The 24,606-nt window shown below is 60.8% G+C and carries 22 protein-coding genes; 17 read left to right on the top strand and 5 right to left on the bottom strand.

Annotated elements, in window-relative coordinates:
• Positions 1-8: 8 nt before the first annotated feature.
• The gene (gene mreB / locus KHO49_RS05515) at positions 9-1,046 is read right to left on the bottom strand and encodes a rod shape-determining protein MreB (RefSeq protein WP_002555108.1); all 1,038 of its coding nucleotides are present in this window, start codon (positions 1,044-1,046) and stop codon (positions 9-11) included.
• A 211-nt stretch (positions 1,047-1,257) separates the two neighbouring features.
• On the opposite strand from mreB, the gene gatC reads away from it, so the two are divergent.
• The 6 genes from gatC to KHO49_RS05485 all read left to right on the top strand — a co-directional run bounded on the left by gatC (position 1,258) and on the right by KHO49_RS05485 (position 6,424).
• Positions 1,258-1,545 (top strand): Asp-tRNA(Asn)/Glu-tRNA(Gln) amidotransferase subunit GatC, encoded by a 288-nt coding sequence (gatC, locus tag KHO49_RS05510; RefSeq protein WP_011059250.1) that lies wholly within the window; start codon positions 1,258-1,260, stop codon positions 1,543-1,545.
• 16 nt (positions 1,546-1,561) lie between these two features.
• On the top strand, positions 1,562-3,013 hold the full coding sequence (gene gatA, locus KHO49_RS05505) for an Asp-tRNA(Asn)/Glu-tRNA(Gln) amidotransferase subunit GatA (protein ID WP_102878367.1): 1,452 nt from the start codon (positions 1,562-1,564) through the stop codon (positions 3,011-3,013).
• A gap of 10 nt (positions 3,014-3,023) precedes the next feature.
• Positions 3,024-4,469 (top strand): Asp-tRNA(Asn)/Glu-tRNA(Gln) amidotransferase subunit GatB, encoded by a 1,446-nt coding sequence (gene gatB, locus KHO49_RS05500; RefSeq protein WP_102878366.1) that lies wholly within the window; start codon positions 3,024-3,026, stop codon positions 4,467-4,469.
• Between the two features lie 82 nt (positions 4,470-4,551).
• Positions 4,552-4,932 carry a septal ring lytic transglycosylase RlpA family protein gene (locus KHO49_RS05495; RefSeq protein ID WP_102878365.1) on the top strand — a complete coding sequence of 127 codons (381 nt, stop codon included), beginning with the start codon at positions 4,552-4,554 and terminating at the stop codon, positions 4,930-4,932.
• A 50-nt stretch (positions 4,933-4,982) separates the two neighbouring features.
• On the top strand, positions 4,983-6,047 hold the full coding sequence (locus KHO49_RS05490; protein ID WP_213665251.1) for a calcium/sodium antiporter: 1,065 nt from the start codon (positions 4,983-4,985) through the stop codon (positions 6,045-6,047).
• Positions 6,044-6,424 carry a carboxymuconolactone decarboxylase family protein gene (locus KHO49_RS05485; RefSeq protein WP_102861132.1) on the top strand — a complete coding sequence of 127 codons (381 nt, stop codon included), beginning with the start codon at positions 6,044-6,046 and terminating at the stop codon, positions 6,422-6,424. Before KHO49_RS05490 ends, KHO49_RS05485 begins: the two co-directional genes overlap by 4 nt.
• A 68-nt stretch (positions 6,425-6,492) precedes the next feature.
• Here the strand turns inward: KHO49_RS05485 and KHO49_RS05480 are convergent, their stop codons facing one another.
• Complete coding sequence (locus KHO49_RS05480; protein ID WP_102878363.1) at positions 6,493-7,434, bottom strand: AEC family transporter; 942 nt, start codon at positions 7,432-7,434, stop codon at positions 6,493-6,495.
• 166 nt (positions 7,435-7,600) lie between these two features.
• Between KHO49_RS05480 and KHO49_RS05475 the strand changes: the two genes are divergently transcribed.
• A complete protein-coding gene (locus tag KHO49_RS05475) occupies positions 7,601-9,241 on the top strand; it encodes a phospholipase (protein ID WP_213664734.1) in 1,641 nt (546 codons plus the stop codon).
• A 13-nt stretch (positions 9,242-9,254) separates the two neighbouring features.
• The gene (locus tag KHO49_RS05470) at positions 9,255-9,446 is read left to right on the top strand and encodes a hypothetical protein (protein WP_102861129.1); all 192 of its coding nucleotides are present in this window, start codon (positions 9,255-9,257) and stop codon (positions 9,444-9,446) included.
• A gap of 181 nt (positions 9,447-9,627) precedes the next feature.
• Here KHO49_RS05470 and KHO49_RS05465 read toward each other — a convergent pair whose 3' ends face one another.
• The 3 genes from KHO49_RS05465 to KHO49_RS05455 form a co-directional block, all read right to left on the bottom strand.
• Positions 9,628-11,355: an ABC transporter ATP-binding protein/permease gene (locus KHO49_RS05465; protein WP_213664733.1), complete on the bottom strand. Its 1,728-nt coding sequence runs from the start codon at positions 11,353-11,355 to the stop codon at positions 9,628-9,630.
• 97 nt (positions 11,356-11,452) lie between these two features.
• Entirely contained in the window at positions 11,453-12,013 is a 561-nt protein-coding gene (locus KHO49_RS05460; RefSeq protein ID WP_025132017.1) for a response regulator transcription factor, read from the bottom strand.
• The gene (locus tag KHO49_RS05455; protein ID WP_102878360.1) at positions 12,006-13,268 is read right to left on the bottom strand and encodes an ATP-binding protein; all 1,263 of its coding nucleotides are present in this window, start codon (positions 13,266-13,268) and stop codon (positions 12,006-12,008) included. Before KHO49_RS05455 ends, KHO49_RS05460 begins: the two co-directional genes overlap by 8 nt.
• 239 nt (positions 13,269-13,507) lie before the next feature.
• Between KHO49_RS05455 and KHO49_RS05450 the strand changes: the two genes are divergently transcribed.
• The 9 genes from KHO49_RS05450 (at position 13,508) to KHO49_RS05410 (ending at position 24,598) form a co-directional block, all read left to right on the top strand.
• On the top strand, positions 13,508-14,224 hold the full coding sequence (locus KHO49_RS05450) for an SIMPL domain-containing protein (protein ID WP_102861126.1): 717 nt from the start codon (positions 13,508-13,510) through the stop codon (positions 14,222-14,224).
• A 222-nt stretch (positions 14,225-14,446) separates the two neighbouring features.
• Positions 14,447-15,010, top strand: a complete 564-nt coding sequence (locus KHO49_RS05445) for a helix-turn-helix domain-containing protein (protein WP_102878358.1) — start codon at positions 14,447-14,449, stop codon at positions 15,008-15,010.
• 263 nt (positions 15,011-15,273) lie between these two features.
• The gene (locus KHO49_RS05440) at positions 15,274-15,711 is read left to right on the top strand and encodes a hypothetical protein (RefSeq protein ID WP_213664732.1); all 438 of its coding nucleotides are present in this window, start codon (positions 15,274-15,276) and stop codon (positions 15,709-15,711) included.
• Between the two features lie 113 nt (positions 15,712-15,824).
• Entirely contained in the window at positions 15,825-17,450 is a 1,626-nt protein-coding gene (locus tag KHO49_RS05435) for an ABC transporter substrate-binding protein (protein WP_102878356.1), read from the top strand.
• Positions 17,451-17,757: 307 nt separating this feature from the next.
• The gene (locus KHO49_RS05430) at positions 17,758-19,344 is read left to right on the top strand and encodes an ABC transporter substrate-binding protein (RefSeq protein WP_110653059.1); all 1,587 of its coding nucleotides are present in this window, start codon (positions 17,758-17,760) and stop codon (positions 19,342-19,344) included.
• Positions 19,345-19,510: 166 nt separating this feature from the next.
• Positions 19,511-20,917: an OprD family porin gene (locus tag KHO49_RS05425; protein WP_110596009.1), complete on the top strand. Its 1,407-nt coding sequence runs from the start codon at positions 19,511-19,513 to the stop codon at positions 20,915-20,917.
• 78 nt (positions 20,918-20,995) lie between these two features.
• A complete protein-coding gene (locus KHO49_RS05420; RefSeq protein WP_110596008.1) occupies positions 20,996-22,591 on the top strand; it encodes an ABC transporter substrate-binding protein in 1,596 nt (531 codons plus the stop codon).
• 73 nt (positions 22,592-22,664) lie between these two features.
• Complete coding sequence (locus tag KHO49_RS05415) at positions 22,665-23,675, top strand: ABC transporter permease subunit (RefSeq protein WP_102861119.1); 1,011 nt, start codon at positions 22,665-22,667, stop codon at positions 23,673-23,675.
• Positions 23,676-23,686: 11 nt separating this feature from the next.
• Positions 23,687-24,598, top strand: a complete 912-nt coding sequence (locus tag KHO49_RS05410) for an ABC transporter permease subunit (protein WP_011059232.1) — start codon at positions 23,687-23,689, stop codon at positions 24,596-24,598.
• Positions 24,599-24,606 lie beyond the last annotated feature (8 nt).

Raw genomic sequence — 24,606 nt, 5'->3', positions numbered from 1 at the left:
CGGCGAAGTTACTCGCTGGAGAGCAGGTCCATGGTGTGTTTGTCCATCATTTCCAATGCACGGCCACCGCCGCGAGCGACACAGGTCAGCGGATCTTCGGCAACGATCACCGGCAGACCGGTTTCCTGGGCCAACAACTTGTCCAGATCACGCAGCAGAGCGCCACCACCGGTCAGCACCAGGCCGCGCTCGGCGATGTCCGAAGCCAGTTCCGGAGGCGATTGCTCCAGGGCACTTTTCACCGCCTGAACGATGGTTGCCAGGGACTCCTGCAGAGCCTCCAGCACTTCATTGGAGTTCAGGGTGAAGGCACGTGGCACACCTTCAGCCAGGTTACGGCCGCGTACGTCGACTTCACGTACTTCGCCGCCTGGGTAGGCAGTACCGATTTCCTGCTTGATGCGCTCAGCGGTGGACTCACCGATCAGGCTGCCGTAGTTGCGACGCACGTAAGTGATGATGGCCTCGTCGAAACGGTCGCCGCCAACACGTACGGATTCGGCGTAAACCACACCGTTCAGGGAGATCAGGGCGATTTCAGTGGTACCACCACCGATGTCCACGACCATCGAACCACGGGCTTCTTCAACCGGCAGGCCGGCACCGATCGCAGCGGCCATTGGCTCTTCGATCAGGAACACTTCACGGGCACCGGCGCCAAGGGCCGATTCACGGATGGCACGACGTTCAACCTGGGTGGACTTGCATGGAACGCAGATCAGCACACGAGGGCTGGGCTGCAGAAAGCTGTTTTCATGAACCTTGTTGATGAAGTACTGCAGCATCTTTTCGCAGACGCTGAAGTCGGCGATCACGCCGTCCTTCATCGGACGAATGGCGGCAATGTTGCCCGGAGTACGACCGAGCATGCGCTTGGCCTCAGTACCAACCGCAACAACACTTTTCTGATTACCGTGGGTCCGAATGGCCACAACCGATGGTTCATTCAGGACAATACCGCGCTCGCGCACGTAAATAAGGGTGTTGGCAGTGCCCAGGTCAATGGAAAGATCGCTGGAAAACATGCCACGCAGTTTCTTGAACATGGGAAAGGGACCCTAGGCAACGCGTGGGTAAAAAAGTGCGGCAAACTCTAACAACGACAGGGATTTTGGGCAAGGCGCCAATATGTTAAATTGGCCGCTTTTCTGTGCACCAAACCCCACAATCGCGGCCATAAGACCGTAGAAATGCGGTAGTGTTCCGACAATCTAACACGCGGACGAAATCCGTTTTTGTTTTCCACTGGAGAATCCCATGGCGCTTGAACGCTCCGACGTGGAAAAAATCGCTCATTTGGCCAGCATCAAGCTCAATGAAGGCGATCTTCCACACATCACCTCCGCCCTTAACAGCATTCTCGGGCTGGTGGATGAAATGCAGGCAGTCGATACCGATGGTATCGAGCCCCTGGCCCACCCTCTGGAAGCCAGCCAGCGCCTGCGCGCAGACGTTGTGACCGAGTCCAATCATCGCGAGGCCTATCAGTCCATCGCACCAGCGGTCGAAAGCGGCCTGTATCTGGTTCCGAAAGTCATCGACTAAAGGGAAAGAGCCTGCAATGCACCACATGACTCTGGCCGAGATCGCCCGCGGCCTCGCCGACAAGAAGTTTTCCTCTGTAGAACTGACCCAGACCCTGCTGGCGCGCATCGCTCAGTTGGATCCGCAGATCAACAGTTTCATCAGCCTCACCCAAGACCTGGCCCTGGGCCAGGCCAAGGCCGCCGACGAACGTCGCGCCAACGGTGAGAGCGGAGCCCTGCTGGGCGCACCGATCGCCCACAAAGACCTGTTCTGCACCCAAGGCATCCGCACCAGCTGCGGTTCGAAGATGCTCGACAACTTCAAGGCGCCCTATGACGCCACCGTGGTCGCCAAGCTGGCCGCTGCCGGGGCCGTGACCCTGGGCAAGACCAACATGGACGAATTCGCCATGGGCTCGGCCAACGAGTCGAGCTGGTACGGCGCAGTGAAAAACCCGTGGAACCTGGAGCACGTGCCCGGCGGTTCGTCCGGTGGTTCAGCCGCCGCCGTAGCCGCGCGCCTGCTGCCTGCGGCCACCGCCACCGACACCGGCGGTTCGATCCGCCAGCCCGCCGCCTTCACCAACCTCACCGGCCTGAAGCCGACCTACGGTCGCGTTTCCCGCTGGGGCATGATCGCCTACGCTTCCAGCCTCGATCAGGGCGGCCCGCTGGCACGCACCGCCGAAGACTGCGCGATCCTGCTGCAAGGCATGGCCGGCTTCGACCCGAACGACTCCACCAGCATCGATGAACCGGTGCCGGACTACAGCGCCAGCCTCAGCGGCTCGCTGCAGGGCCTGCGCATCGGCGTGCCGAAGGAGTACTTCAGCGCCGGCCTCGACCCGCGCATCGCCGAACTGATCCACAACAGCATCAAGGAGCTGGAAAAGCTCGGTGCGGTGATCAAGGAAATCAGCCTGCCGAACATGCAGCACGCGATTCCCGCGTACTACGTGATCGCCCCGGCGGAAGCCTCCTCCAACCTGTCGCGTTTCGACGGCGTGCGCTTCGGCTACCGTTGCGAGAACCCGGCCAACCTTGAAGACCTGTACAAGCGCTCCCGTGGCGAAGGCTTCGGCAGCGAAGTGCAGCGCCGGATCATGGTCGGCGCCTACGCGCTGTCCGCCGGCTACTACGACGCCTACTACCTCAAGGCGCAGAAAATCCGTCGCCTGGTGAAGAACGACTTCATGACCGCTTTCAACGAAGTCGACATCATCCTCGGCCCGACCACGCCCAACCCGGCCTGGAAGCTCGGCGCCAAGAGCAGCGATCCGGTCGCCGCGTACCTGGAAGACGTCTACACCATCACCGCCAACCTCGCGGGCCTGCCGGGCCTGTCGATGCCGGCCGGTTTCGTCGACGGCTTGCCGGTCGGCGTGCAACTGCTCGCCCCGTATTTCCAGGAAGGCCGCTTGCTCAACGTTGCGCACCAGTATCAGTTGAACACTGACTGGCACACCCGCACCCCAACCGGCTTCTGAGGAGACACACATGCAATGGGAAGTCGTGATCGGGCTGGAGATTCATACCCAGCTCACCACTCAATCGAAGATTTTCTCCGGTAGCTCCACCGCCTTCGGTGCCGAGCCCAACACCCAGGCCAGCCTGATCGACCTGGGCATGCCCGGCGTACTGCCAGTGCTGAACCAGGAAGCGGTGCGCATGGCGGTGATGTTCGGCCTGGCGGTAGACGCCGAGATCGGCCAGCACAACGTGTTCGCCCGCAAGAACTACTTCTACCCTGACCTGCCCAAGGGCTACCAGATCAGCCAGATGGAACTGCCAATCGTCGGCAAGGGCCACCTGGACATCCCTCTGGAAGACGGCACCATGAAACGCGTCGGCATCACCCGCGCGCACCTGGAAGAAGACGCCGGCAAGAGCCTGCACGAAGAGTTCAACGGTGCCACCGGCATCGACCTGAACCGCGCCGGCACGCCGCTGCTGGAAATCGTGTCCGAGCCGGACATGCGCAGCGCCAAGGAAGCCGTGGCCTACGTCAAGTCGATCCACGCGCTGGTTCGCTACCTGGGCATCTGCGACGGCAACATGGCCGAAGGCTCGCTGCGTTGCGACTGCAACGTCTCGGTCCGCCCCAAGGGCCAGGTCGAGTTCGGCACCCGCTGCGAGATCAAGAACGTCAACTCGTTCCGTTTCATCGAGAAGGCGATCAACAGCGAGATCCGTCGCCAGATCGATCTGATCGAAGACGGCGGCAAAGTGATCCAGCAGACCCGCCTGTACGACCCGAACAAGGACGAAACCCGTCCGATGCGCAGCAAGGAAGAAGCCAACGACTACCGTTACTTCCCCGATCCGGACCTGCTGCCCGTGGTTATCGAGGATTCCTTCCTCGACCAGGTACGCGCCACCCTGCCAGAACTGCCACCGCAGAAACGCGAGCGCTTCCAGGAGCAGTTCGGCCTGTCGGTCTACGACGCCAGCGTCCTGGCCACCAGCCGCGAGCAGGCGGACTACTTCGAGAAGGTCGCCAGCATTGCCGGTGACGCCAAGCTCGCCGCCAACTGGGTCATGGTCGAACTGGGCAGCCTGCTCAACAAGCAGGGCCTGGAAATCGACGCAGCCCCGGTCTCGGCCGAACAACTGGGCGGCATGCTGCTGCGGATCAAGGACAACACCATCTCCGGCAAGATCGCCAAGACCGTGTTCGAAGCCATGGCCAATGGCGAGGGCAGCGCCGACGAGATCATCGACAAGCGCGGCCTCAAGCAAGTCACCGACAGCGGCGCGATCTCCGCGGTGCTGGATGAAATGCTCGCGGCCAACGCCGAGCAGGTCGAACAGTACCGCGCCGCCGACGAGGCCAAGCGCGGCAAGATGTTCGGCTTCTTCGTCGGCCAGGCTATGAAAGCTTCCAAGGGCAAGGCCAACCCGCAACAGGTCAACGAGCTGCTGAAAAGCAAGCTCGAAGGCTGATCGAGAAATGCAGCCTTGGCTTGTCAGTCGAAATCGCGGGGATGCAAGCCCGTCTTCGCTGGCAAGCCAGCTCCTGCGAATAATGACTCCCCGTCCCTGGTTCGTGGGCTGTGCCCTGCTCGCTCTGCTCACGGGCTGCGCCAGCAGCCATATCATCGACCCTCGAGGTTATGACCAGACCGGGACAGCCTCCTATTACGGCGCCCGCCATCATGGCAAACGCACCGCCAGCGGCGAGCCCTTCGATCAGAACGGCCTCACTGCGGCCCATCGCGAACTGCCGTTCGGCACCCGAGTGCAAGTCACCAACCAGGGCAACGGCAAAAGCGTCGTGGTCCGTATCAACGATCGTGGCCCGCACACCCGCGGCCGCCTGATCGACTTATCCCGCGCTGCCGCGCAACAGCTGGGCATGCTGCGCAGCGGCACCGCCAAAGTACGCATCCAAGCCCTCAGCGACTGACCGACGGAGCCCGAGCCATTACCGCCTTTGCCGAACTGCCCCTGCTCAGCCTGATCCAACTCATCAGCGGCCTGGTGATGCTGATCGCCGGCGCCGAGTTGCTGGTGCGTGCCGCGGTACGTTTGTCCGCGCGCCTGCATGTACGTCCGCTGATCATGGGCTTGAGCATCGTCGCCTTCGGCAGCAGCGCGCCGCAGATGGCCATCAGCCTGCAGGCGACCCTGGCCGACAACACCGATATCGCCGTGGGCAGCGTGATCGGCAGCAGCATCTTCAACATCCTGGTGACCCTGGGTCTATCGGCCCTGATCATTCCGCTGCGGGTATCGCGACAGCTGGTGCGCCTGGACATCCCGTTGATGATCGGTGCCAGCCTGCTGGTATTCATCCTGGCCTATAACGAGCGTCTCACCCCCTCCGACGGTGTCATCCTGCTGGCGGCCCTGGTGCTGTACCTGCTCCTGCTGTTGCGCCAGTCGCGGCACTCGGCACGCCATCACCTGCCCGCTCCAGCCGGCCAGCGCGGTTTCGCGCCCAGGTTCAGCAGCATGCTGATGGTGCTTATCGGCCTGGGGCTACTGGTCTTCGCCGGACACTTGCTGCTAGGCGCCGCCGTCACCGTGGCCGACGACCTGGGCTTGTCGGAGCGAGTCATGGGACTGACGGTGATTGCCGTCAGCACCTCCCTGCCCCAACTCGCCACTTCCCTGCTCGCGGCCCTGCGGGGCCAGCGGGATATCGCCGTGGGCAATGTCATCGGCAGCAATCTCTTCAACTTGCTGGGGGTCCTGGGGTTTACCGCCCTGGTGGCACCGGCGCCGCTCTCGGTTTCGCCCAACGCCCTGGATTTCGACTTGCCGGTGATGCTCGGCGTCGCGGTGCTGTGCCTGCCGGTGTTCTATTCGGGGTATCGCGTGACCCGGGCCGAAGGCATGCTGTTTCTCGGCCTGTACCTGGCCTATGGGCTGCACGTGGTGTCCTTCACCACGGGCATGCCCCTGGCGGGAAAGCTGGAACACTTGATGCTGTTTTTCGTCCTGCCAGCGCTGGTGGCGTTTCTGCTGTTCAGCTCGCTACGGGCCTGGCGCCGCCAACATAAGAGAGAAGCGCCATGAGCGAAAACAAGAAAAGCGGACTGCAAATGCGTCGCCAAGTGATGGGCGACGCCTTCGTCGACCGAGCTCTGGGCAACGCCACCGAATTCACCCAACCACTGCAGGAGTTCGTCAACGAACACGCTTGGGGCGGCGTGTGGAACCGTGATGGCCTGCCGTTGAAAACCCGTAGCCTGATCACCCTGGCAACGCTGACCGCGCTGAAGTGTCCCCAGGAGTTGAAGGGCCACGTGCGTGGCGCCCTGAACAACGGCTGCACCGTGGAAGAGATACGTGAAGCGCTGCTGCATTGCGCGGTGTATGCCGGAGTGCCGGCCGCCATCGATGCGTTTCGCGCAGCCCAGGAAGTGATTGACGCTTATCAGCAGCCGCAGTGAACCCGTTGTTCGCCGACAAGCCGCCTCCTAGCGCCGCCTTATAAGAGCCGGCTTGACGGCGAACAGCTTCAGATCCACCCACCCCACTGCAACACAAAAATCCCAATGTTGGTGGTCACTGCCGCCATCACGGTGGTGATGACGATAATGGCCGCCGCCAGCTCATGATTGCCATTGGCCGCCCGGGCCATGACATAGCTCGCTGCAGCAGTCGGACTGCCGAAATACAGAAACAGAATCCCCAGTTCCGCCCCGCGAAAACCGCATAACCAAGCGCCAAAGGTTGCCAGCGTCGGCAGGCTGACCATCTTCAACAGGCTGGAGCTCATGGCCATCCGCCCACTGTTGCGCAAGGCCGCCATGGACAACGTGCCACCGATGCAGATCAGCGCCAGAGGCAGACTCATCTGTGCCAGGTATTTTCCAGAAGTCTCCAGCCAGCCGGGAAGGCTGATCTGCCAGTAGGCAAACGGCGCAGCCACCAGCACGCTGACAATCAACGGATTGCTGAACACACTTTTGCAGATGCTCCAAGGGTCGGACTTGATCGCCGGGCTGTAGACCGCCAGGACCACCGTCGACAGGGTGTTGTAGTAAAGAATCACCAACGCGGCGAGCAGCGCCCCCAGGGAAATCCCGTAATCCCCATACATGCTGGCCGCCAGGGCCAGGCCGATGATCGCGTTATTGCCGCGAAACGCCCCCTGGGTATAGATCCCCCGATCCACCTTCGGGCAACGCCAGATGGCCCAGCCCCAGGCCAGGGCAAAACAGACCAGGGTGGCCACCGAAAAGTAGATCAGTACACCAGGCTTCAGTGAGGCATGCAGGTCGGCATGGACAATGCCGAGAAACAGCAAGGCCGGCATGGTGACGTTGAACACCAGGGCCGACGCCGTATGGATGAAGTTGTCATTGATCCACCCCACCCGCTTGAGCAGCAGCCCCAGAAACAGCATCGCAAACACCGGCGCAGTGATCGCCAGGGTTTCGAAAAAAATAGCCAGCATGCGCGGGGGGACCTTGAGCCTGTCGTTAGGGCGCTAATGATAGTCCAATCAACCCGCCCTCACGTAACCGTCTTCTTGACGGCGTGTCATTTTCAATTATGCTCACGATAACTGTATATACATACAGTTAAACCAAGCATAACCATGACATATCAAGGAGCTAGAAATGTCAGGACTCTCTGCACAGATGCAGCAACAGCCACAACAGGCCGGCAAGATCATTGCCGATCTGGACCGTTTGTTCACTGAACAAGGCATCGCCATTTCCGGCGATGGCGACACCCTGGTGCTGGTCACCGACGGCCACCACACCATCAAGTACCACCGCCCGGAAGACCTGCCCCGCCCCCCGCAAAAGTCCGCCAGGGGCTTGCCTCAATTGCGTTTCGAGGGCGGCGAACACACCGCCATCGGCGACAGCACCCTGCTGCGTTTCGTCAAGGATGCGCCGCCCATCCCCGCGTGGCAGGTCGAACTGCACCTGCCCAACGGCCTGGCCCTGACTTACGGCCAGGTGGTTGCCCTGGGCGGCGATTTCTACGGCATTCCCGAGCAGCCGATCTGCGAAGGCGCAACGCCGGCTGATCGAGTGCAACGCTTTACCGCGGCCTTCAACTCGCTGGCAGTACTGCCGGCGGCGAAAGACGAAGCACGACAGATCCTCGCGGTGATGCAGAAGGAAATCGTTGCCGCCAACCAGGCGATCCGCGACGGCAAACAGCCCCACGAAGCCTATGACGCCCTGGGCGATACCCTGTCTGAAGAGTGGAACCGGATCACCGGTGGCGGCAGCGCGGTCTCCGCCCTGTTCCCTCTGGGGCGCTACCTGAAGCTGGCGGCCAACAATGCCGACCACTTTGGCGAATGGGCCCTGGCGGCTTATATCGCCGGGCACACGGCCGCACTGCAACAAGCGGTCCTGGCGGGTAAGACTGCCGACGACAAGCAACTGGAACTGGCCTATGCGATGAACGCCTTCGCCGACCACTTCCTCACCGACCTGTTTTCTGCCGGCCATGTACGAGTGCCACGCAAACAGGTGGCGGCGGTGGTCACCCCCAGCGACCTGGGCTCGCTGATTACCCGTTTCATGCACGACGAGGACAGCAAGTTCGGCCTCAATGTCAGTAACGCCCAGGGCGACCGCTGGCACGCCTACGGCGACAAGCGTTATTTCGACAGCGTCGATCATCGCAATCGCCAGCAGGTGAAACAGGCGGTGCAGCGTTCGGCAGACGAGATCTTTACCTGCTACCTCAGCGGTAACCTGCCGGCGCCCGCCAGTTACGCGGCTCTCAAGGCCTTACCGGATCTGAATGCCGCCAAGAGCGGCAATTTCTCGCCACTGTTCGTGATGAGCGGTGACAAAGTGCTGCGCCGCAGCGACGTCAACAATCTCAATGACAGCAAGACCATCGACAACTGGTGGGGCTGGAGCACCTACCTGCTGCTGAAGAACTACAGCCCGAACAAGCCGACGGGCTACCTGGAAACCCCAAGCGCGGTCCCGACAATCCTGGCCGATGGCTGGCAAAGCCACACCCCCAGCGAGCCCAACTGGCTCCCTGGCCAGGCGGTGCGCTATGCCCTCAGCGAAACCAACGGCTTGAATGAGTCATACATAGGTCCCTGGTCGGCCTACATGGAACTGGGCGACAGCTTCCAGCCGACCTTGAGCATCCCGGCCGGCACCAGCAACAGCAGCGCCACCGGACGCAATGTGTTCCGTCAGTTCCGCGGTGGCTCGCCGGAGCTGATCGGCTCCATCGACAAGAACGCCAGCCGCTTCATCGACCGTAACGCCTGATAAGGAAATCACCATGGCTATCAACCTGAAACTGCAACTGGCCTCCGGGCAATCCCTCAAGGACGCACCTCTGGAACTGCTGCTCAACGGCGCTCCCATTGCCCGAGCCTGCGTGGATGAACACGGCAACGTGGCCTTCAACGCCAAGCCGGGAAGTGGCCAACTGGCCGTACGAGTTGACCGTTCGATCCTGCACAAAGCCTAACCGCGCGCTGTAGGAGCGGGCTCACCCGCGAGCAGGCCTCCTGCTCCGCTGCGCCAGCGCCGGTTCATGGCCCTGGCGCAGCCGGCGTCATTGCCCTCAATGATCGCCAACCCCTGATTTCACCGAGACGTCCTCCCGAACCTCGCACTCAAGCCAAGCGGCAAGGCTTACCTGGCCAGCGTCATACGGTCACCGTCTGTTCCAGCAAATGCCCCTGCTCAATGCGTACATGGCGGGGATGGAAGCGCTTGAGGCTGCTGCGATGGCCGACGCTGACAATGCTCAGCCCTGGCAACTGATCGATCAACGCCTGGTACAGATTGGCTTCATCTTCTTCATCCATGGCCGAAGTCGCCTCATCCATGTACAGCCATTGCGGCGCATAGAGCAGCGCCCGGGCAAACGCCAGCCGCTGCTGCTCCCCCGGCGACAACATGCGCTGCCAGTGATTGCTCTCGTCCAGACGCGCCACCAGATGGGGCAGGCGGCAAGTTTCCAGGACCTGTGCATAACGCTCCTGGGGATAGCTGTCGCCCGACTGTGGATAACTCAAGGCTTCCCGCAGGCTGCCAATGGGCAGGTAGGGCTTCTGCGGCAGGAACAGGTAGCGCTGGTTCGGCAGCAAGATGCTCCCGTGCCCCGCCGGCCACAAGCGTCCCATGGCTCGCAAAAGGGTGCTCTTGCCACTGCCGGAGCGACCACTGAGCATCAGTCGCTCGCCAGGATTCACGGTCATCTGGGCACCGGCCAGCAAATGACGGCCATCCGCCAGATCCAGACCCAGATCACACACCTGCAATTGTTCGCCCTGGTGCTGCACGTCAATCGCCGGAGGACGCTCCTCGTTTTCACTCATGGCCTGGCGGAAGCTCAACAGACGGTCACAGGTGGCGCGCCAGGCAGCGAGGTCCGAATAAGCGCTGATAAACCAACTGAAGTTCTCCTGGACATTGCCGAACGCCGAGTTGATCTGCATCAGCTCTCCCAGCTCGATCTTGCCGGCGAAGTAACGCGGCGCGGCGACAATAAACGGGAAGATGATCGCGATCTGGCCATAACCGGCGGTGAAGAAGGTCAGGCGCTTGGAGACCTTCATGATGTCCCAGAAGTTGTGCCAGACCTTGCTGAAACGGCTGCTCAGACGCTGGTTCTCATTCTTCTCGCCGTCGTAAAGGGCAATGCTCTCGGCGTTCTCCCGGACTCGCACCATGGAGAAACGCAGGTCGGCTTCAAAACGTTGCTGTTGATTGTTCAGGCCGATCAAGCGACGCCCGATCAGGTGGGTCAGCCAACTGCCGACCACCGCATACACCAGGGCGCACCAGAACATATAGCCGGGAATGGTATAGCCCATGACCTCGATACTGCCGGATACACCCCAGAGGATGATGGAGAAGGACACCAGACTGACCACGTTGCGGATCAATCCCAGGCCCAGGGACAAGGTGTTGGTGGTGAAGCCGTTGAGGTCTTCGGAAATCCGCTGGTCGGGGTTGTCGGTGTAGCCGCCCTGCTCCAGCTGGTAGTAGTTCTTGTTGCCCAGCCAACGGGCAAAGTGTCTTTCGGTCAGCCAGGCGCGCCAACGGATGGTCAGCATCTGGGTCAGGTACAAGCGATACACCGCACCGAGAATGGCCACCGCGGCGATCCCGCAGAAATACAGGATCAGGCTCCAGAAAGCCGCCTCGTCCTTCTTCTGCAAGGCGTTGTAGAAGTCCTTGTACCAACTGTTGATCCATACCGAAATGGCGACACTGAACAGCGACAGGGCAATCACCGCGATCAGCAGCAGCCAGGCCTTGCCCTTCTCTTCACTACGCCAGTAAGGGGTAATCATGGCCCAGACCCGGCGAAAGAATTGACCGCGCACAGCATCGTTGACCGCGGAGTACTCAGCGTTCTGATTCATCGTTGTGGCTCGATAGGGAGAAGGACAAGCGTTGAGCCGATCTTAGTAGATCGGCTCGCTTTTTCACGGTGTCCAGCGACATTCATTCAGTCGCGGTTCAGCGACGCACGGGACGCTTCTGCAGTTTGCGCTGCAAGGTACGGCGATGCATGCCCAGGGCCCGGGCAGTGGCGGAGATATTACCTTCGTGTTCGGTCAGCACACGCTGGATGTGCTCCCATTGCAGACGGTCCACGGACATCGGATTTTCCGGCACCAGGGTGTCCAGGTCCGCATGCTCGGAGAGCAGCGCGGCCAGCACATCATCGGCGTCCGCGGGTTTGCACAGGTAGTTGCAGGCACCGCGCTTGATGGCTTCCACCGCCGTGGCGATGCTCGAATAACCGGTGAGGATCAGGACGCGCATTTCCGGGTCCAGCTCCAGCAGCTTGGGCAGCAGCACCAGCCCGGAGTCGCCATCCATCTTCAGGTCCAGCGCGGCGTAGTCCGGCAGATCCTGCTGGGCGATGGTCAGGCCCTCTTCCGCGGAACCTGCGGTACTGACGCGAAAGCCCCGGCGGCTCATGGCGCGTGCCATTACCCGGGTAAAGGTGGCGTCATCATCCACCAGCAACAGATGCGGCAGTTCTTCGCCTTCGACTTGGATCTCTTCACTCATGGTCGTCTCCTCGGGCGGCACGGGGCAGGCGCAGCTCGGTGAGCGTTCCGCCTTCCTCATGACTGTAGAGTTTCACTGAGCCACCGGCGCGGGTCACGCTGGCCTTGCTCAAAAACAGGCCCAGGCCGAAGCCTTTGCCCTTGGTGGTAAAAAACGGTTTGCCGATCTGCTCGGCGATGGCCAAGGGTACTCCGGCGCCGTGGTCACGAATACTGATGGTGAGGTTTTCCGCATCCCAGTCCAGGCGCACTTCCAGACCTTCGGCACAGGCATCGGCTGCATTGTTCAACAGATTGAGCAAGGCCTGGGTCAAGTCCGGCGGCGGCGCCAGGCGCGGCACTGGTCCCTCTCCCAGCAGATGAAAGCGGTAGCTGGCCTCGGGGCGCATCAGGTGCCAGCGATTCAAGGCTTCGTCCAGCCACTGGGTGACTTCCTGCATCTCCACCGCCATACGGCGATTGGCCTCGGCGGCGCGCACCAGTTGCTGCAGGGTTTCCTTGCACAACTTGACCTGGTCCTGGAGCACGCTGAGGTCGTCCTGCAACAGCGGGTCGGGATGGTCCTGGCGCATCTCCTTGAGCAATACGCTCATGGTCGCCAGCGGCGTGCCCAACTCATGGGCGGCACCGGCGGCCTGGGTCGCCACGGCCAGCAATTGCTGATCGCGCAGGCCTTCTTCACGGCGGATCGCCCGCAATTCTTCCTGACGGCGCAGTTCTTCGGCCATGCGTGCAGCGAAGAAGGTGATCACCGCCGCCGCCAGGGCAAAACTCAGCCACATGCCATAGACCTGCAGGTTTTCCCGGGCGATGGGGAAAGTCTGCAAGGGATAGAACCGCGCCAGCAACAAGGTGTAGAGGGTCAGGGCAATACCCGACAGCACCACCGAATAGCGCCAGGGCAAGGTCACGGCGGCGATCGTCAGGGGCACCAGGTAATAGGAGACGAAGGGGTTGGTAGAGCCGCCGGAGAAATACAGCAGCACACTGTGGATAAACAGGTCACAAGCCAGTTGCAGGGCATATTCCAGCTCCGTCACCGGCCACGAGGTTCGCAAGCGGATGGCGGTGAAGGCACAGAGCACCATGGAAAACATCAAGGTGACGCCCAGTTGCAACCAGGGCAGTGGCAACAGTTCCAACCAATAGGCGAGCCCCACCGAGCCGGCCTGAGCAGCCAGAACCAGGGTACGAATAAAGGTCAGGCGCCAGAGGTTCTGACGAGTGGCAGACAATAATTTTAAGGGGGCGAGCATGAGCTCTCCTGATGAGCGCTCCAGGGCAATCGGCGGGAGTATAACCAAGCAGCCCCCGCCACAGGCAAAACTGCGGCAAAGCGTCACAGAAAAACAGTGGCAAGCTGCACGCTTTGAGCTACAAGCGTATTGGCTCTCAACATGCAGCTTGCGGCTTGAAACTTGCCGCAGCCCCACACTGTCTGAATGTTTCACGCAGGCTCTGAGCTGATCCTGCGGACCGCACTCAAGGAGTTTCCATGCAGCATTTCAGTCGCAGCCTCGCCCTTCTGGCCCTCAGCGCCGGCACCCTCACCAGTCTGCCCGCCCTGGCCGCCGATGAACTGCACTACAACCAGATTTCCCTGCGTGCCGAAGTCAGCCAGGAAGTGGCACGGGACCTGATGATCGTGACCCTCTACAGCGAGTCGCAGAACAGCGACCCGGCCAAGCTTGCTGCAGAAATCACCAGCACCATGAACAAGGCCCTGGGGCAGGCCCGCCAGGTCAAGGATGTGACGCTGCGCCAGGGCAGCCGCAACAGCTACCCGATCTACGACGATAAAGGCCAGAAGATCACCGGCTGGCGTGAGCGCGCCGAACTGCGCCTGGAAAGCTCCGACTTCGCCGCCTTGTCCAAGCTCACCGGCGAACTGCTGGGCGACCTGAAAATGGCTGGCATGGACTTCGCCATCGCCGACCCGACCCGCAAGGCCAGCGAAGATGCCCTGCTCAAGGACGCGGTCAAGGCGTTCAAGGCCCGTGCTCAACTGGCCACCGAAGCCCTGGGTGGCAAGGGCTACAAAATCGTCAACCTGAACCTCAACAGCAACGGTTATCCACAGCCCTACCTGCGTGCGCCAATGATGATGAAGGCCGCCAGCATGGATTCGGCGCCCGTGACTCCGGAAGTCGAGGCTGGCACCAGCCAGGTCAGCATGACCGCCGACGGCGCCATCGAAGTGCTGATGCCGTAAACCTCTCCCAGCGTCCCCCAACGGCGGTAACCTCCAGCGCAAACCGAGGTCACCGCCGTTTTTCGTGACCAGGCATTTCAACCGGCACCCGACGAACTCGGCTCAGGGTAGGTGCGTTCGGCCACCAGGGTGATGCTAAAGTTACGCACCTCGGTACTGCGCCTGCCAGGCGTCATGGGTGTCTGCCGGGTATACTGCTTCTTTCCTATAAGAGTCTCTCTAATGACCGCAGATCGCATCGGCGAACGCCTGCGCCGCTATCGCCGCGCCGCCAAGAAAACCCTGCGCCAAATTGCCAGTGAATCCGGCCTGACCGCCAGTTTCCTCTCCCAAGCGGAACGCAATCTCACCGGTGTATCGATTTCGTCTCTGGTCAACATTGCCAAGTCGCTGAACGTTCCGCTGAACGCTCTGTTCGACCAGCCGACCCAGGCGCAACCCGACTCCCACGACGGCAAGCGCGTGCGCTACACCATCGAAGGTCAGCCACTGGCCTACGAACGGCTGTCCAGCTCCTTTCCCGGCAACCTGATCAACGCGGTGAAAATGAACATCCCGGTGGGCTATCAGTCGGAACTGATCTCCCACGATGGCTCTGAGTTTTCCTACGTTCTTTCGGGACAGATCGTCTACACCATCGAAGGTCAGCAATATCCACTTGGTGCCGGCGACTCGGTGCACTTCGACTCGACCAAGACCCACTGCCTGGCCAATGTCGGCAACGGCCCGGCGGAAGTCCTGACGGTCACGACCATGGGCCTGTTCGACGACCATTCGGCGGCGTAAGCCCCACCCGCAGTCGCCTGCCGAACCTTACAGAGGTACCTGTGCGCAAGAGAAATGTTAGTCAGGCTTAATTTTCGTTGACCACGATTTCAGCATGACTTAATTTCGGCATCGGCGAATTGACAAACAACAACACAACAAGTGATCGCCATCGCCGCACAGGGTCCATGGGGCTGCATTCACGCCCCATAGAAAGGCGAGTTACCGCGGCCCACAAGGCCAATCCTCAGATATGCCCTAGAAAAAGAAAAAATGAGGTTTGCATGCGTAAGACCTTTCCGCTCCAGGTTTGGCAGACAGCGGGGCTGATCCTCGACACGCCACTGTCACGCGCCACCAGCAACCTCCACAGTGACAACTTCACTGCGAGCCGCGACTTCAACACCGCCGACGATGCGCTGTCCATTCGCCATCGCCTGCAAGGTCCCGGGCAACCGTCTCCAACGGCCTCCCCCACACCGTCGTTCTACGCCATCCGGTCAACCGGATGCGTCGAAGATTTGCGCCTGCCTGAAAAGGTCTGGCGGCTCAAGCACAAGCCAGTCGGCACCCGTTCCATTGATGCACCAAGCGGGGGCGCGAACAGCCCTGTTTGCCCAATAGAAAAGCAATGCATGCACCAGAAAAGACCTGCGCAAACGGTCAAATGCGTCAATATTTATACAAATGCGTCATTCGTGTACGTTCGTTCCACTCTTTGAGACTTGTGTCGGCCCTGCATCTTGCAATGGGTATGAGGGCTGCATAAGTATCGGCGGGTCGACTCACAAGGTCGCCCTCTACTCCAAAAATGACAACAAATCATGAGGCCACCATGTTCAAAAAAGCAGTCCTTCCGTTTTTAGTCAGTGCCGGCTTGCTGGCCAGCACCCCCTTCGCCCACGCGGCGACTAACCTGGTGTTCTGCTCTGAAGGGAGCCCGGCCGGTTTCGACCCTGGCCAGTACACCACCGGAACCGACTTCGACGCCTCAGCCGAAACCCTCTACAACCGCCTCAGCCAGTTCGAACGTGGCGGCACCGCAGTCATTCCGGGCCTGGCCACCAGTTGGGACATCTCGGACGACGGTCTGACCTACACCTTCCACCTGCGCGAAGGGGTCAAGTTCCACACCACGCCGTACTTCACCCCGACCCGTACCTTCAACGCCGACGACGTGCTGTTCACCTTCAACCGCATGATCGACAAGGACATGCCGTTCCGTAAGGCATACCCGACCGAATTCCCGTATTTCACCGACATGGGGATGGACACCAACATCACCAAGGTCGAGAAAGTCGACGACAAGACCGTCAAGTTCACCCTGAAAACCGTTGATGCCGCATTCATCCAGAACCTGGCCATGAGCTTTGCCTCCATCCAGTCCGCCGAGTACGCCGACAAGCTGCTCAAGGAAGGCAAGACCAGCGATATCAACCAGAAGCCGATCGGCACAGGTCCCTTCGTTTTCAAGAGCTACCAGAAAGACTCCAACATCCGCTACACCGGCAACAAGGACTACTGGAAACCTGAAGACGTGAAGATCGACAACCTGATCTTCGCCATCACCACCGACCCATCGGTGCGCATCCAGAAGCTGAAGAAGAACGAATGCCAGATCACCCTCTTCCCGCGCCCGGCCGACCTCAAGGCGCTCAAGGAAGACAAGACCCTGAAGATGCCTGAACAGGCAGGCTTCAACCTGGGCTACATCGCCTACAACGTGATGCCGGTGCTCAAGGGCCGCACCGACGCCAACCCGCTGGCTGACCTCAAGGTTCGCCAGGCACTGGACATGGCCGTCAACAAGCCGCAGATCATCGACTCGGTCTACCAGGGCGCCGGCCAACTGGCGGTCAACGCCATGCCGCCGACCCAATGGTCCTACGACACCAGCATCAAGGACGCCAAGTACGATCCCGAGAAAGCCAAGCAGTTGCTCAAGGAAGCGGGCATCAAGGAAGGCACCCAGATCACCCTCTGGGCCATGCCGGTACAGCGCCCGTACAACCCGAACGCCAAACTGATGGCCGAGATGCTGCAGTCCGACTGGGCCAAGATCGGTCTCAAGGTCAACATCGTCAGCTACGAGTGGGGCGAGTACATCAAGCGCTCCAAAGGCGGCGAGAACCAGGCGATGATCATCGGCTGGAGCGGCGACAATGGTGACCCCGACAACTGGCTCGGCACCCTGTTCGGTTGCGATGCAATGAACGGCAACAACTTCTCGAAATGGTGCGACAAGCCTTATGACGCCCTGATCAAGCAAGCCAAGGCCACGTCGGATGTGGCCAAACGCACCGAGCTGTACAAGCAGGCGCAACACATTCTCAAAGATGCCGTTCCGATGACACCTATCGCTCACTCGACGGTGTTCCAACCCATGCGCGCCAACGTGCAGGATTTCAAGATCAGCCCCTTTGGCTTGAACTCCTTCTACGGCGTAGGCATCGGCAAATAAGGTTCTGCAACGGCGACGTCCCTGGCGTCGCCGTTGTTTTACCGCCCCCCCTGAAAGCGTCCGGCCCTGGGGTCGAGATTGCGTCCTTTTGGACGTGATCTTTCGAATTTAGAGCCGATTCCTACAAGCCTTTCAGGTACAGCGCATATACGACCCAGCCTTCGGCTCCTAACGTCGAGGCATGGCAAAACTGCGTCTATCGGTGGGCATTTGCTGCAGCCATGGTTGGGCATCAATGGCCTGTACAGGCTCCAGGAAGGAGCCAGGGTCCATTGATCATCACAACAAAAAATGGAGATGGACCGTCATGCGTCATTCGTTGATTTTCTCGGCCCTGCTGGCCACCAGTTCGATCTGCAGCGCTGCCGACCGCAGCCTGGTGTTCTGTTCCGAAGGCAGCCCCGCAGGCTTTGACACCGCGCAGTACACCACCGCCACCGACAACGATGCCGCCGAGCCGTTGTACAACCGCCTCGTGGAGTTCGAAAAAGGCGCAACCAACGTACTGCCGGCCCTGGCCAAGAGCTGGGATATTTCCGAGGACGGCCTCAAGTACAGCTTTCACCTGCGTGAAGGGGTGAAGTTCCACAGCACTCCCTACTTCAAGCCCAGCCGTGACCTCAACGCCGACGACGTGCTGTTCACCTTCAATCGCATGCTCGACGCCGAACATCCGTTCCGTAAGGCCTATCCGACGGAGTTTCCCTACTTCAACGGCATGAGCCTGAACAAGAACATCGCCAAGGTCGAAAAAACCGACCCCATGACCGTGGTCATGACCCTCAACACCGTGGACGCGGCGTTCATCCAGAACCTGGCCATGAGCTTTGCCGCGATCCTCTCCGCCGAATACGCCGAGCAACTGCTCAAGGCCGGCACGCCCAGCCAGATCAACCAGCAACCCATCGGCACCGGACCTTTCGTGTTCCAGCGCTACCAGAAAGACTCGCAGATCCGCTACGCCGCCAACCCGCATTACTGGGACCCGAGCCGGGTCAAGCTCGACAGGCTGATCTTCGCCATCAACACCGATGCCTCGGTACGCGTGCAGAAGCTGCGCGCCGGCGAATGCCAGGTGACCCTGCACCCGCGTCCCGCCGACATCGATGCCCTGAAAAACGACCCGAAACTGCAAGTCATCGAGAAGCCCGGCTTCAACCTCGGCTACATCGCCTATAACGTGCAACACAAACCCTTCGACCGCCTCGAAGTACGCCAGGCACTGGACATGGCGGTGAACAAGCAGAGCATCCTCAATGCCGTGTACCAGGGCGCCGGCCAGTTGGCGGTGAACGCCATGCCGCCCACCCAGTGGTCCTACGACGAGACGGTCAAGGACGCTGCCTACAACCCGGAAAAAGCCCGTGAGCTGCTCAAGGCTGCCGGGGTCAAGGAAGGCACGGAAATCACCCTCTGGGCCATGCCCGTGCAACGCCCCTACAACCCCAACGCCAAGCTGATGGCCGAAATGCTCCAGTCCGACTGGGCGAAGATCGGCCTCAAGGTGAAGATCGTCAGCTACGAATGGGGCGAATACATCAAGCGCACCAAAAACGGCGAACACGACATCAGTCTGATCGGCTGGACCGGAGACAACGGTGACCCGGACAACTGGCTCGGCACCCTGTACAGCTGTGACGCCATCGGCGGCAACAACTACTCCATGTGGTGCGACCCGCAATACGACCAGCTGATCAAGCAAGCCAAGGTCGTCACCGACCGTGAACAGCGCACCGAGCTCTATAAGCAGGCCCAGCAGTTGCTCAAGCAGCAAGTGCCGATCACGCCTGTGGCCCACTCGACGATCAACCAGCCGTTGAGTGCGAAAGTCGAGGGCTTCAAGGTCAGTCCCTTCGGCCGCAACTCCTTCTCAGGTGTCAGCCTGACCCCATAACCGATGAGCCAGAACCCTGAGGGCGACTCTCGCCCTCACGCAGGCGCTTTGCCTGAATTCGGCGATTGAGCCGCGTGCAAACGTTTGCGATGCCATGAATGAGTTCCAAAAACCAGCCGGCCCAAAAAAACCGGCATCTAAAAAAGAAAACAAAGGAGCTTCACCCATGAAACTGAGCAGCAGCGCATTGTTAGCCTTGGCTATCAGTAGCATCACCGCCACGGCCTATGCGGAGAACGTCAGCCAGGACTTCGTCCCGACTGTACAGAACAGCACCAATGCCCAGGCGGAGGCCAAAGGCTTCATCGAAGGGCAAAGCCTGTCGGGTACCACCCGCAACTGGTACGCCAACGAGCTGAAACGTCGCAATGACCGTTTTTCGTACCAACACAATGGTGTAGATACCTCGACCCCACGCCGCATCAACTGGGTCCAGGGCACCATCCTCAACTACAGCTCCGGCTTCACCGAAGGCACCGTGGGCGTCAGCACCGAAGTCGCGGCCTACAACGCCATTGCCCTGGATCGTGACCGCAAGCACATCGCCGGCAAGAACAACCGCACCCTGACCCATTCCGACGGCGATGCCGTGGGCCAGTGGAGCAAGCTGGGCCTGGCCAACGTCAAATTCCGCGTGTCCAACACCACCCTGACCGCCGGCCGGCAGAACTTCAGCACGCCAATCGTCGATGTCATCGGCAACCGTGCACTGCCTTCGAGCTTTGAAGGGGTGAGCATCCACAGCGAAGAGTTCAACAACCTGTCGTTCGATGCCGGCACCTTCGACCGGGTATCGCCACGGACCGAACAGAGCCTGTCGAAATTCCGCTCCGAGTACACCAGCAACACCGCCGAGACCGACCGCGTGAGCATCGTCGGCCTCAACTACCAGCCGCTGAAAAGCCTGAAGACCAGCCTCTATGCCTCCAAGGTGGAAGACTTCTGGAACCAGTACTACTTCGGCGCCACCCACGAGCTGGGCGACAGCTCGGTGCTGAGCCTGACCACCGGCCTGAACTACTACAAGACTGTCGACACCGGCAAGAAAGACATGGGCAATATCGACAACGATACCTACTCCCTGTCTCTCGGCCTGACCCACCAGGCCCATAGCCTGACCTTCTCTTACCAGGAAGTCAGCGGCAACGAATACTTCGACTACCTGCACGAAACCAACGGCATCTACCTGGCCAACTCCCTGCTCTCGGACTTCAACGGCCCGAACGAGAAATCCTTCCAGATCGCCTACGGTCTGAACATGGCCGAATACGGCGTGCCCGGCCTGAAGTTCAACATCTACCAGGCCCGTGGCTGGGGCATCGACGGCACCCACTACAACGGCAGTGCCTACGGCGGCATCAACTCGGAAGGCAAGCTCTATGGCGTACGCACCATGGACGGCGAACACCACTACGAATACGGCATCGGTGCTTCCTACGCCGTGCAGAGCGGCCCGCTGAAAGCCACGGCGATCCGCGCCACCTACACCACTCACCGCGCGAGCGAGAACCAGGCCGACGGCAACATCAATGAATTCCGTCTGGTCACCACCATCCCGTTCAATATTCTCTAACCCACCAGTTGAAGGGCGGACTCATGACGAATCCGCCATTCAAGCTAATCTGGTTCAATTGATTGCAGAGGGTTCTTGATGAAAATGCTTCCCCTGAGAGCGGCCATGGGCGCCGCACTGCTGAGCGTCGCCATGGGCGTCGCAGCCAAACCCTTGGTGGTCTGTACCGAAGCCAGCCCGGAAGGCTTCGATATGGTCCAGTACACGACTGCAGTCACTGCCGATGCGGTGGCGGAAACCATCTTCAACCGCCTGGTGGACTTCAAGCCCGGCACCACGGACATCCAGCCCGCCCTGGCGGAGTCCTGGGAGATCAGCCCGGACGGCCTGCAATACACTTTCCACCTGCGCAAAGGCGTCAAGTTCCACACCACCGACTACTTCACCCCAACCCGCGACATGAACGCCGACGACGTGCTCTGGAGCTTCCAGCGTCAACTGGACCCGAAGCATCCCTGGCACGACAAATCCAGCGTCGGCTTCCCCTATTTCGAAAGCATGGGCTTCAAGGAACTGCTCAAAAGTGTCGAGAAGACTGACGACCACACCGTGGTCTTCACCCTGACCCGCCGCGAGGCACCGTTCCTGGCCGACATCGCCATGGCCTTCTCTTCAATTTTCCCGGCGGAATACGCCGACAAGCTGCTCAAGGAAGGCAAGACAGCCGACCTCAACAGCAAGCCCATCGGCACCGGCCCGTTCATTTTCACGCGTTACGCCAAGGACGCCCAGGTCCGCTTCAAGGCCAACCCGGACTACTTCCGGGGCAAGGCACCGGCGGACCCGCTGGTGCTGGCAATTACCACCGATAACAACGTGCGCCTGCAGAAGCTCAAGGCCAACGAATGCCAGATCGCCCTGTACCCCAAGCCCGATGACATCCCCAGCATCAAGGCCGACGCCAACCTCAAGGTCGACGAGCTGGCCGCCATGACCACCGGCTACATCGCCATGAACACCACGCGCAAATACATGAGCGACGTGCGAGTGCGCAAAGCCATCGACATCGCCTTCGACAAGGAAGCCTACGTCAACAGCCTCTACGGCAAAGGCAACGCCCTGGTGGGTACCGGCCCTTATCCTCCGACCTTGCTGGGCTTCAACACCAGCCTGCAGAACCCGGCCCGGGACCTGGACAAGGCCCGTGCCCTGCTCAAGGAGGCCGGCGTGCCGGATGGCACGGTCATCACCCTGTTCACCCGCAATGGCGGTGGCCCAACCAACCCCAACCCTTTGCTGGGGGCCCAGATGATGCAGGCTGACCTGGCCAAGATCGGCCTCAAGCTCGAGATCCGCGTCATGGAGTGGGGCGAGATGCTCAAGCGTGCGAAAAACGGCGAACACGATATGGTGTCGGCCGGCTGGGCGGGTGACAACGGCGATCCGGACAACTTCCTGACCCCGAACCTGAGTTGTGACGCCGCCAAGAACGGCGAAAACTACGCCCGCTGGTGCAACAAGGAGTTCCAGGACCTGATCGACCAGGCCCGTTCCGACGCTGAACCTGCCAAACGCGCAGAGCTCTATGAAAAGGCGTTGCTGATTTTCCAACAGGATCAACCGTGGATTCCCATGGCCTATCCGAAGATGTTCACCGCCATGCGCAAGAACGTCGAGGGTTACCACCAGAGCCCCCTGACCACCAACAACTTCGCGACCACCCAAGTGAAGTGATAAGAAACGCCCGCCGCCCTTGACCCCAAGGGCGGCGGGAACGCCTAACCGGCTGATTGAGGTACTTCAGAAGATGTTTAGTTTTATTGCCCGCCGTGTGGGGTTGTTGATCCCCACATTCTTCGGCATCACCTTGCTGACCTTCGCCTTGATACGCATGATTCCCGGCGACCCCGTGGAAGTCATGATGGGCGAACGTCGGGTCGACCCCGAGATGCATGCCCAGGCAATGGAACGCCTTGGATTGAACAAACCGCTGTATGCCCAATACCTGGACTACATCGGCAAGCTCGCCCACGGTGACCTGGGCGAATCCCTGCGCACCCGCACCAGTGTGTGGAGCGAATTCACTTCGCTGTTCCCCGCGACCCTGGAACTGTCCATGGCCGCCCTGCTGTTCGCCGGCATCCTCGGGCTGCTGGCCGGGGTGATCGCCGCCCTCAAGCGAGGCTCCCTGTTCGACCATGGGGTCATGGGCATCTCGCTGGCGGGTTACTCGATGCCGATCTTCTGGTGGGGCCTGATCCTGATCATGTTCTTCTCGGTGAGCCTGGGCTGGACCCCGGTGTCCGGACGCATCGACCTGCTCTACGACATCGAGCCGAAAACCGGCTTCATGCTCATCGACACCCTGCTGGCCAAAGACACCGACGCCTTCTTCGACGCCCTGCATCACCTGATCCTGCCGGCCATCGTGCTGGGCACCATTCCCCTGGCGGTGATCGCGCGGATGACCCGTTCCTCGATGCTCGAAGTGCTGCGTGAAGACTACATCCGCACCGCCAAGGCCAAGGGCCTGTCGCCTGCGCGGGTGGTATTCGTCCACGGCCTGCGCAACGCACTGATTCCGGTACTCACGGTGGTCGGCCTGCAAGTCGGCACCCTGCTGGCCGGCGCCGTGCTGACCGAAACCATCTTCTCCTGGCCGGGAATCGGCAAGTGGCTGATCGAAGCCATCGGCGCCCGGGACTATCCCGTGGTGCAGAACGGCATCCTGCTGATCGCCTGCCTGGTGATCATGGTCAACTTCGTGGTGGACATCCTCTACGGCTTTGCCAACCCACGCATCCGTCACCAGCGCTGAGATCAAGACTAATGAGCACTCCAACTTCCTCAGTAGCAGTCGATCAAAGCCTGCTCTATCCGTCCGTCTACAAAGAATTCTGGCAGCACTTCTCCCGCAACAAGGGGGCGGTGGCCGGCCTGCTGTTCATGCTGCTGATCGTGTTCTGCGCGCTGTTCGCCCCTTGGGTGGCGCCGCACAACCCCAGCGAGCAGTACCGCGACTTCCTGCTGACGCCGCCGGCCTGGCTCGAAGGCGGGCAGATGCAGTTCCTGCTGGGCACCGATGAGCTGGGCCGCGATCTGCTGTCGCGACTGATCCAGGGTTCGCGCCTGTCGTTGCTGATCGGCTTGTCATCGGTGGTGATGTCGCTGATCCCGGGCATCCTCCTGGGGCTGTTCGCCGGTTTCTTCCCGCGCTTGCTGGGCCCGACCATCATGCGCCTGATGGACATCATGCTGGCCCTGCCTTCGCTGCTGCTGGCCGTGGCCATCGTCGCCATCCTCGGCCCAGGCCTGATCAACACCGTGATCGCCATTGCCGTGGTGTCCCTGCCGTCCTATGTGCGCCTGACCCGTGCCGCGGTGATGGGCGAACTGAACCGCGACTACGTGACCGCCGCGCGCCTGGCCGGTGCCGGCCTGCCGCGCCTGATGTTCATCACCGTGCTGCCCAATTGCATGGCGCCACTGATCGTCCAGGCCACCTTGAGCTTCTCCTCGGCGATCCTCGACGCCGCCGCCCTGGGCTTCCTCGGCCTCGGCGTGCAACCGCCAACTCCAGAGTGGGGCACTATGCTGGCCTCGGCCCGGGACTACATCGAACGCGCCTGGTGGGTCGTGAGCCTGCCGGGTCTGACCATTTTGCTCAGCGTGCTGGCAATCAACCTGATGGGCGACGGCCTGCGCGATGCGCTGGACCCGAAACTCAAGAACGCCGCCTGAGGAGATTC

The organism is Pseudomonas sp. RC4D1 (genome assembly GCF_018390395.1).
Classification (GTDB): Bacteria; Pseudomonadota; Gammaproteobacteria; order Pseudomonadales; family Pseudomonadaceae; genus Aquipseudomonas; species Aquipseudomonas danubii.
Note: the sequence above shows the minus strand (reverse complement) of the source record. Positions and strands in the feature narration are given on the sequence as shown.

What these genes read in the sequence shown, in the direction of transcription:
- KHO49_RS05485 (WP_102861132.1), top strand. Translation starts at nt 6,044, where the DNA reads ATGAGCGAAAACAAGAAAAGCGGACTGCAAATGCGTCGCCAAGTGATG.
- KHO49_RS05480 (WP_102878363.1), bottom strand. Translation starts at nt 7,434, where the DNA reads ATGCTGGCTATTTTTTTCGAAACCCTGGCGATCACTGCGCCGGTGTTT.
- KHO49_RS05455 (WP_102878360.1), bottom strand. Translation starts at nt 13,268, where the DNA reads ATGCTCGCCCCCTTAAAATTATTGTCTGCCACTCGTCAGAACCTCTGG.
- gatC (WP_011059250.1), top strand. Translation starts at nt 1,258, where the DNA reads ATGGCGCTTGAACGCTCCGACGTGGAAAAAATCGCTCATTTGGCCAGC.
- KHO49_RS05465 (WP_213664733.1), bottom strand. Translation starts at nt 11,355, where the DNA reads ATGAATCAGAACGCTGAGTACTCCGCGGTCAACGATGCTGTGCGCGGT.
- KHO49_RS05415 (WP_102861119.1), top strand. Translation starts at nt 22,665, where the DNA reads ATGTTTAGTTTTATTGCCCGCCGTGTGGGGTTGTTGATCCCCACATTC.
- KHO49_RS05435 (WP_102878356.1), top strand. Translation starts at nt 15,825, where the DNA reads ATGTTCAAAAAAGCAGTCCTTCCGTTTTTAGTCAGTGCCGGCTTGCTG.
- KHO49_RS05440 (WP_213664732.1), top strand. Translation starts at nt 15,274, where the DNA reads ATGCGTAAGACCTTTCCGCTCCAGGTTTGGCAGACAGCGGGGCTGATC.
- KHO49_RS05410 (WP_011059232.1), top strand. Translation starts at nt 23,687, where the DNA reads ATGAGCACTCCAACTTCCTCAGTAGCAGTCGATCAAAGCCTGCTCTAT.
- KHO49_RS05475 (WP_213664734.1), top strand. Translation starts at nt 7,601, where the DNA reads ATGTCAGGACTCTCTGCACAGATGCAGCAACAGCCACAACAGGCCGGC.
- KHO49_RS05420 (WP_110596008.1), top strand. Translation starts at nt 20,996, where the DNA reads ATGAAAATGCTTCCCCTGAGAGCGGCCATGGGCGCCGCACTGCTGAGC.
- KHO49_RS05495 (WP_102878365.1), top strand. Translation starts at nt 4,552, where the DNA reads ATGACTCCCCGTCCCTGGTTCGTGGGCTGTGCCCTGCTCGCTCTGCTC.
- gatB (WP_102878366.1), top strand. Translation starts at nt 3,024, where the DNA reads ATGCAATGGGAAGTCGTGATCGGGCTGGAGATTCATACCCAGCTCACC.
- KHO49_RS05460 (WP_025132017.1), bottom strand. Translation starts at nt 12,013, where the DNA reads ATGAGTGAAGAGATCCAAGTCGAAGGCGAAGAACTGCCGCATCTGTTG.
- KHO49_RS05445 (WP_102878358.1), top strand. Translation starts at nt 14,447, where the DNA reads ATGACCGCAGATCGCATCGGCGAACGCCTGCGCCGCTATCGCCGCGCC.
- gatA (WP_102878367.1), top strand. Translation starts at nt 1,562, where the DNA reads ATGCACCACATGACTCTGGCCGAGATCGCCCGCGGCCTCGCCGACAAG.
- KHO49_RS05450 (WP_102861126.1), top strand. Translation starts at nt 13,508, where the DNA reads ATGCAGCATTTCAGTCGCAGCCTCGCCCTTCTGGCCCTCAGCGCCGGC.
- KHO49_RS05425 (WP_110596009.1), top strand. Translation starts at nt 19,511, where the DNA reads ATGAAACTGAGCAGCAGCGCATTGTTAGCCTTGGCTATCAGTAGCATC.
- KHO49_RS05470 (WP_102861129.1), top strand. Translation starts at nt 9,255, where the DNA reads ATGGCTATCAACCTGAAACTGCAACTGGCCTCCGGGCAATCCCTCAAG.
- mreB (WP_002555108.1), bottom strand. Translation starts at nt 1,046, where the DNA reads ATGTTCAAGAAACTGCGTGGCATGTTTTCCAGCGATCTTTCCATTGAC.
- KHO49_RS05430 (WP_110653059.1), top strand. Translation starts at nt 17,758, where the DNA reads ATGCGTCATTCGTTGATTTTCTCGGCCCTGCTGGCCACCAGTTCGATC.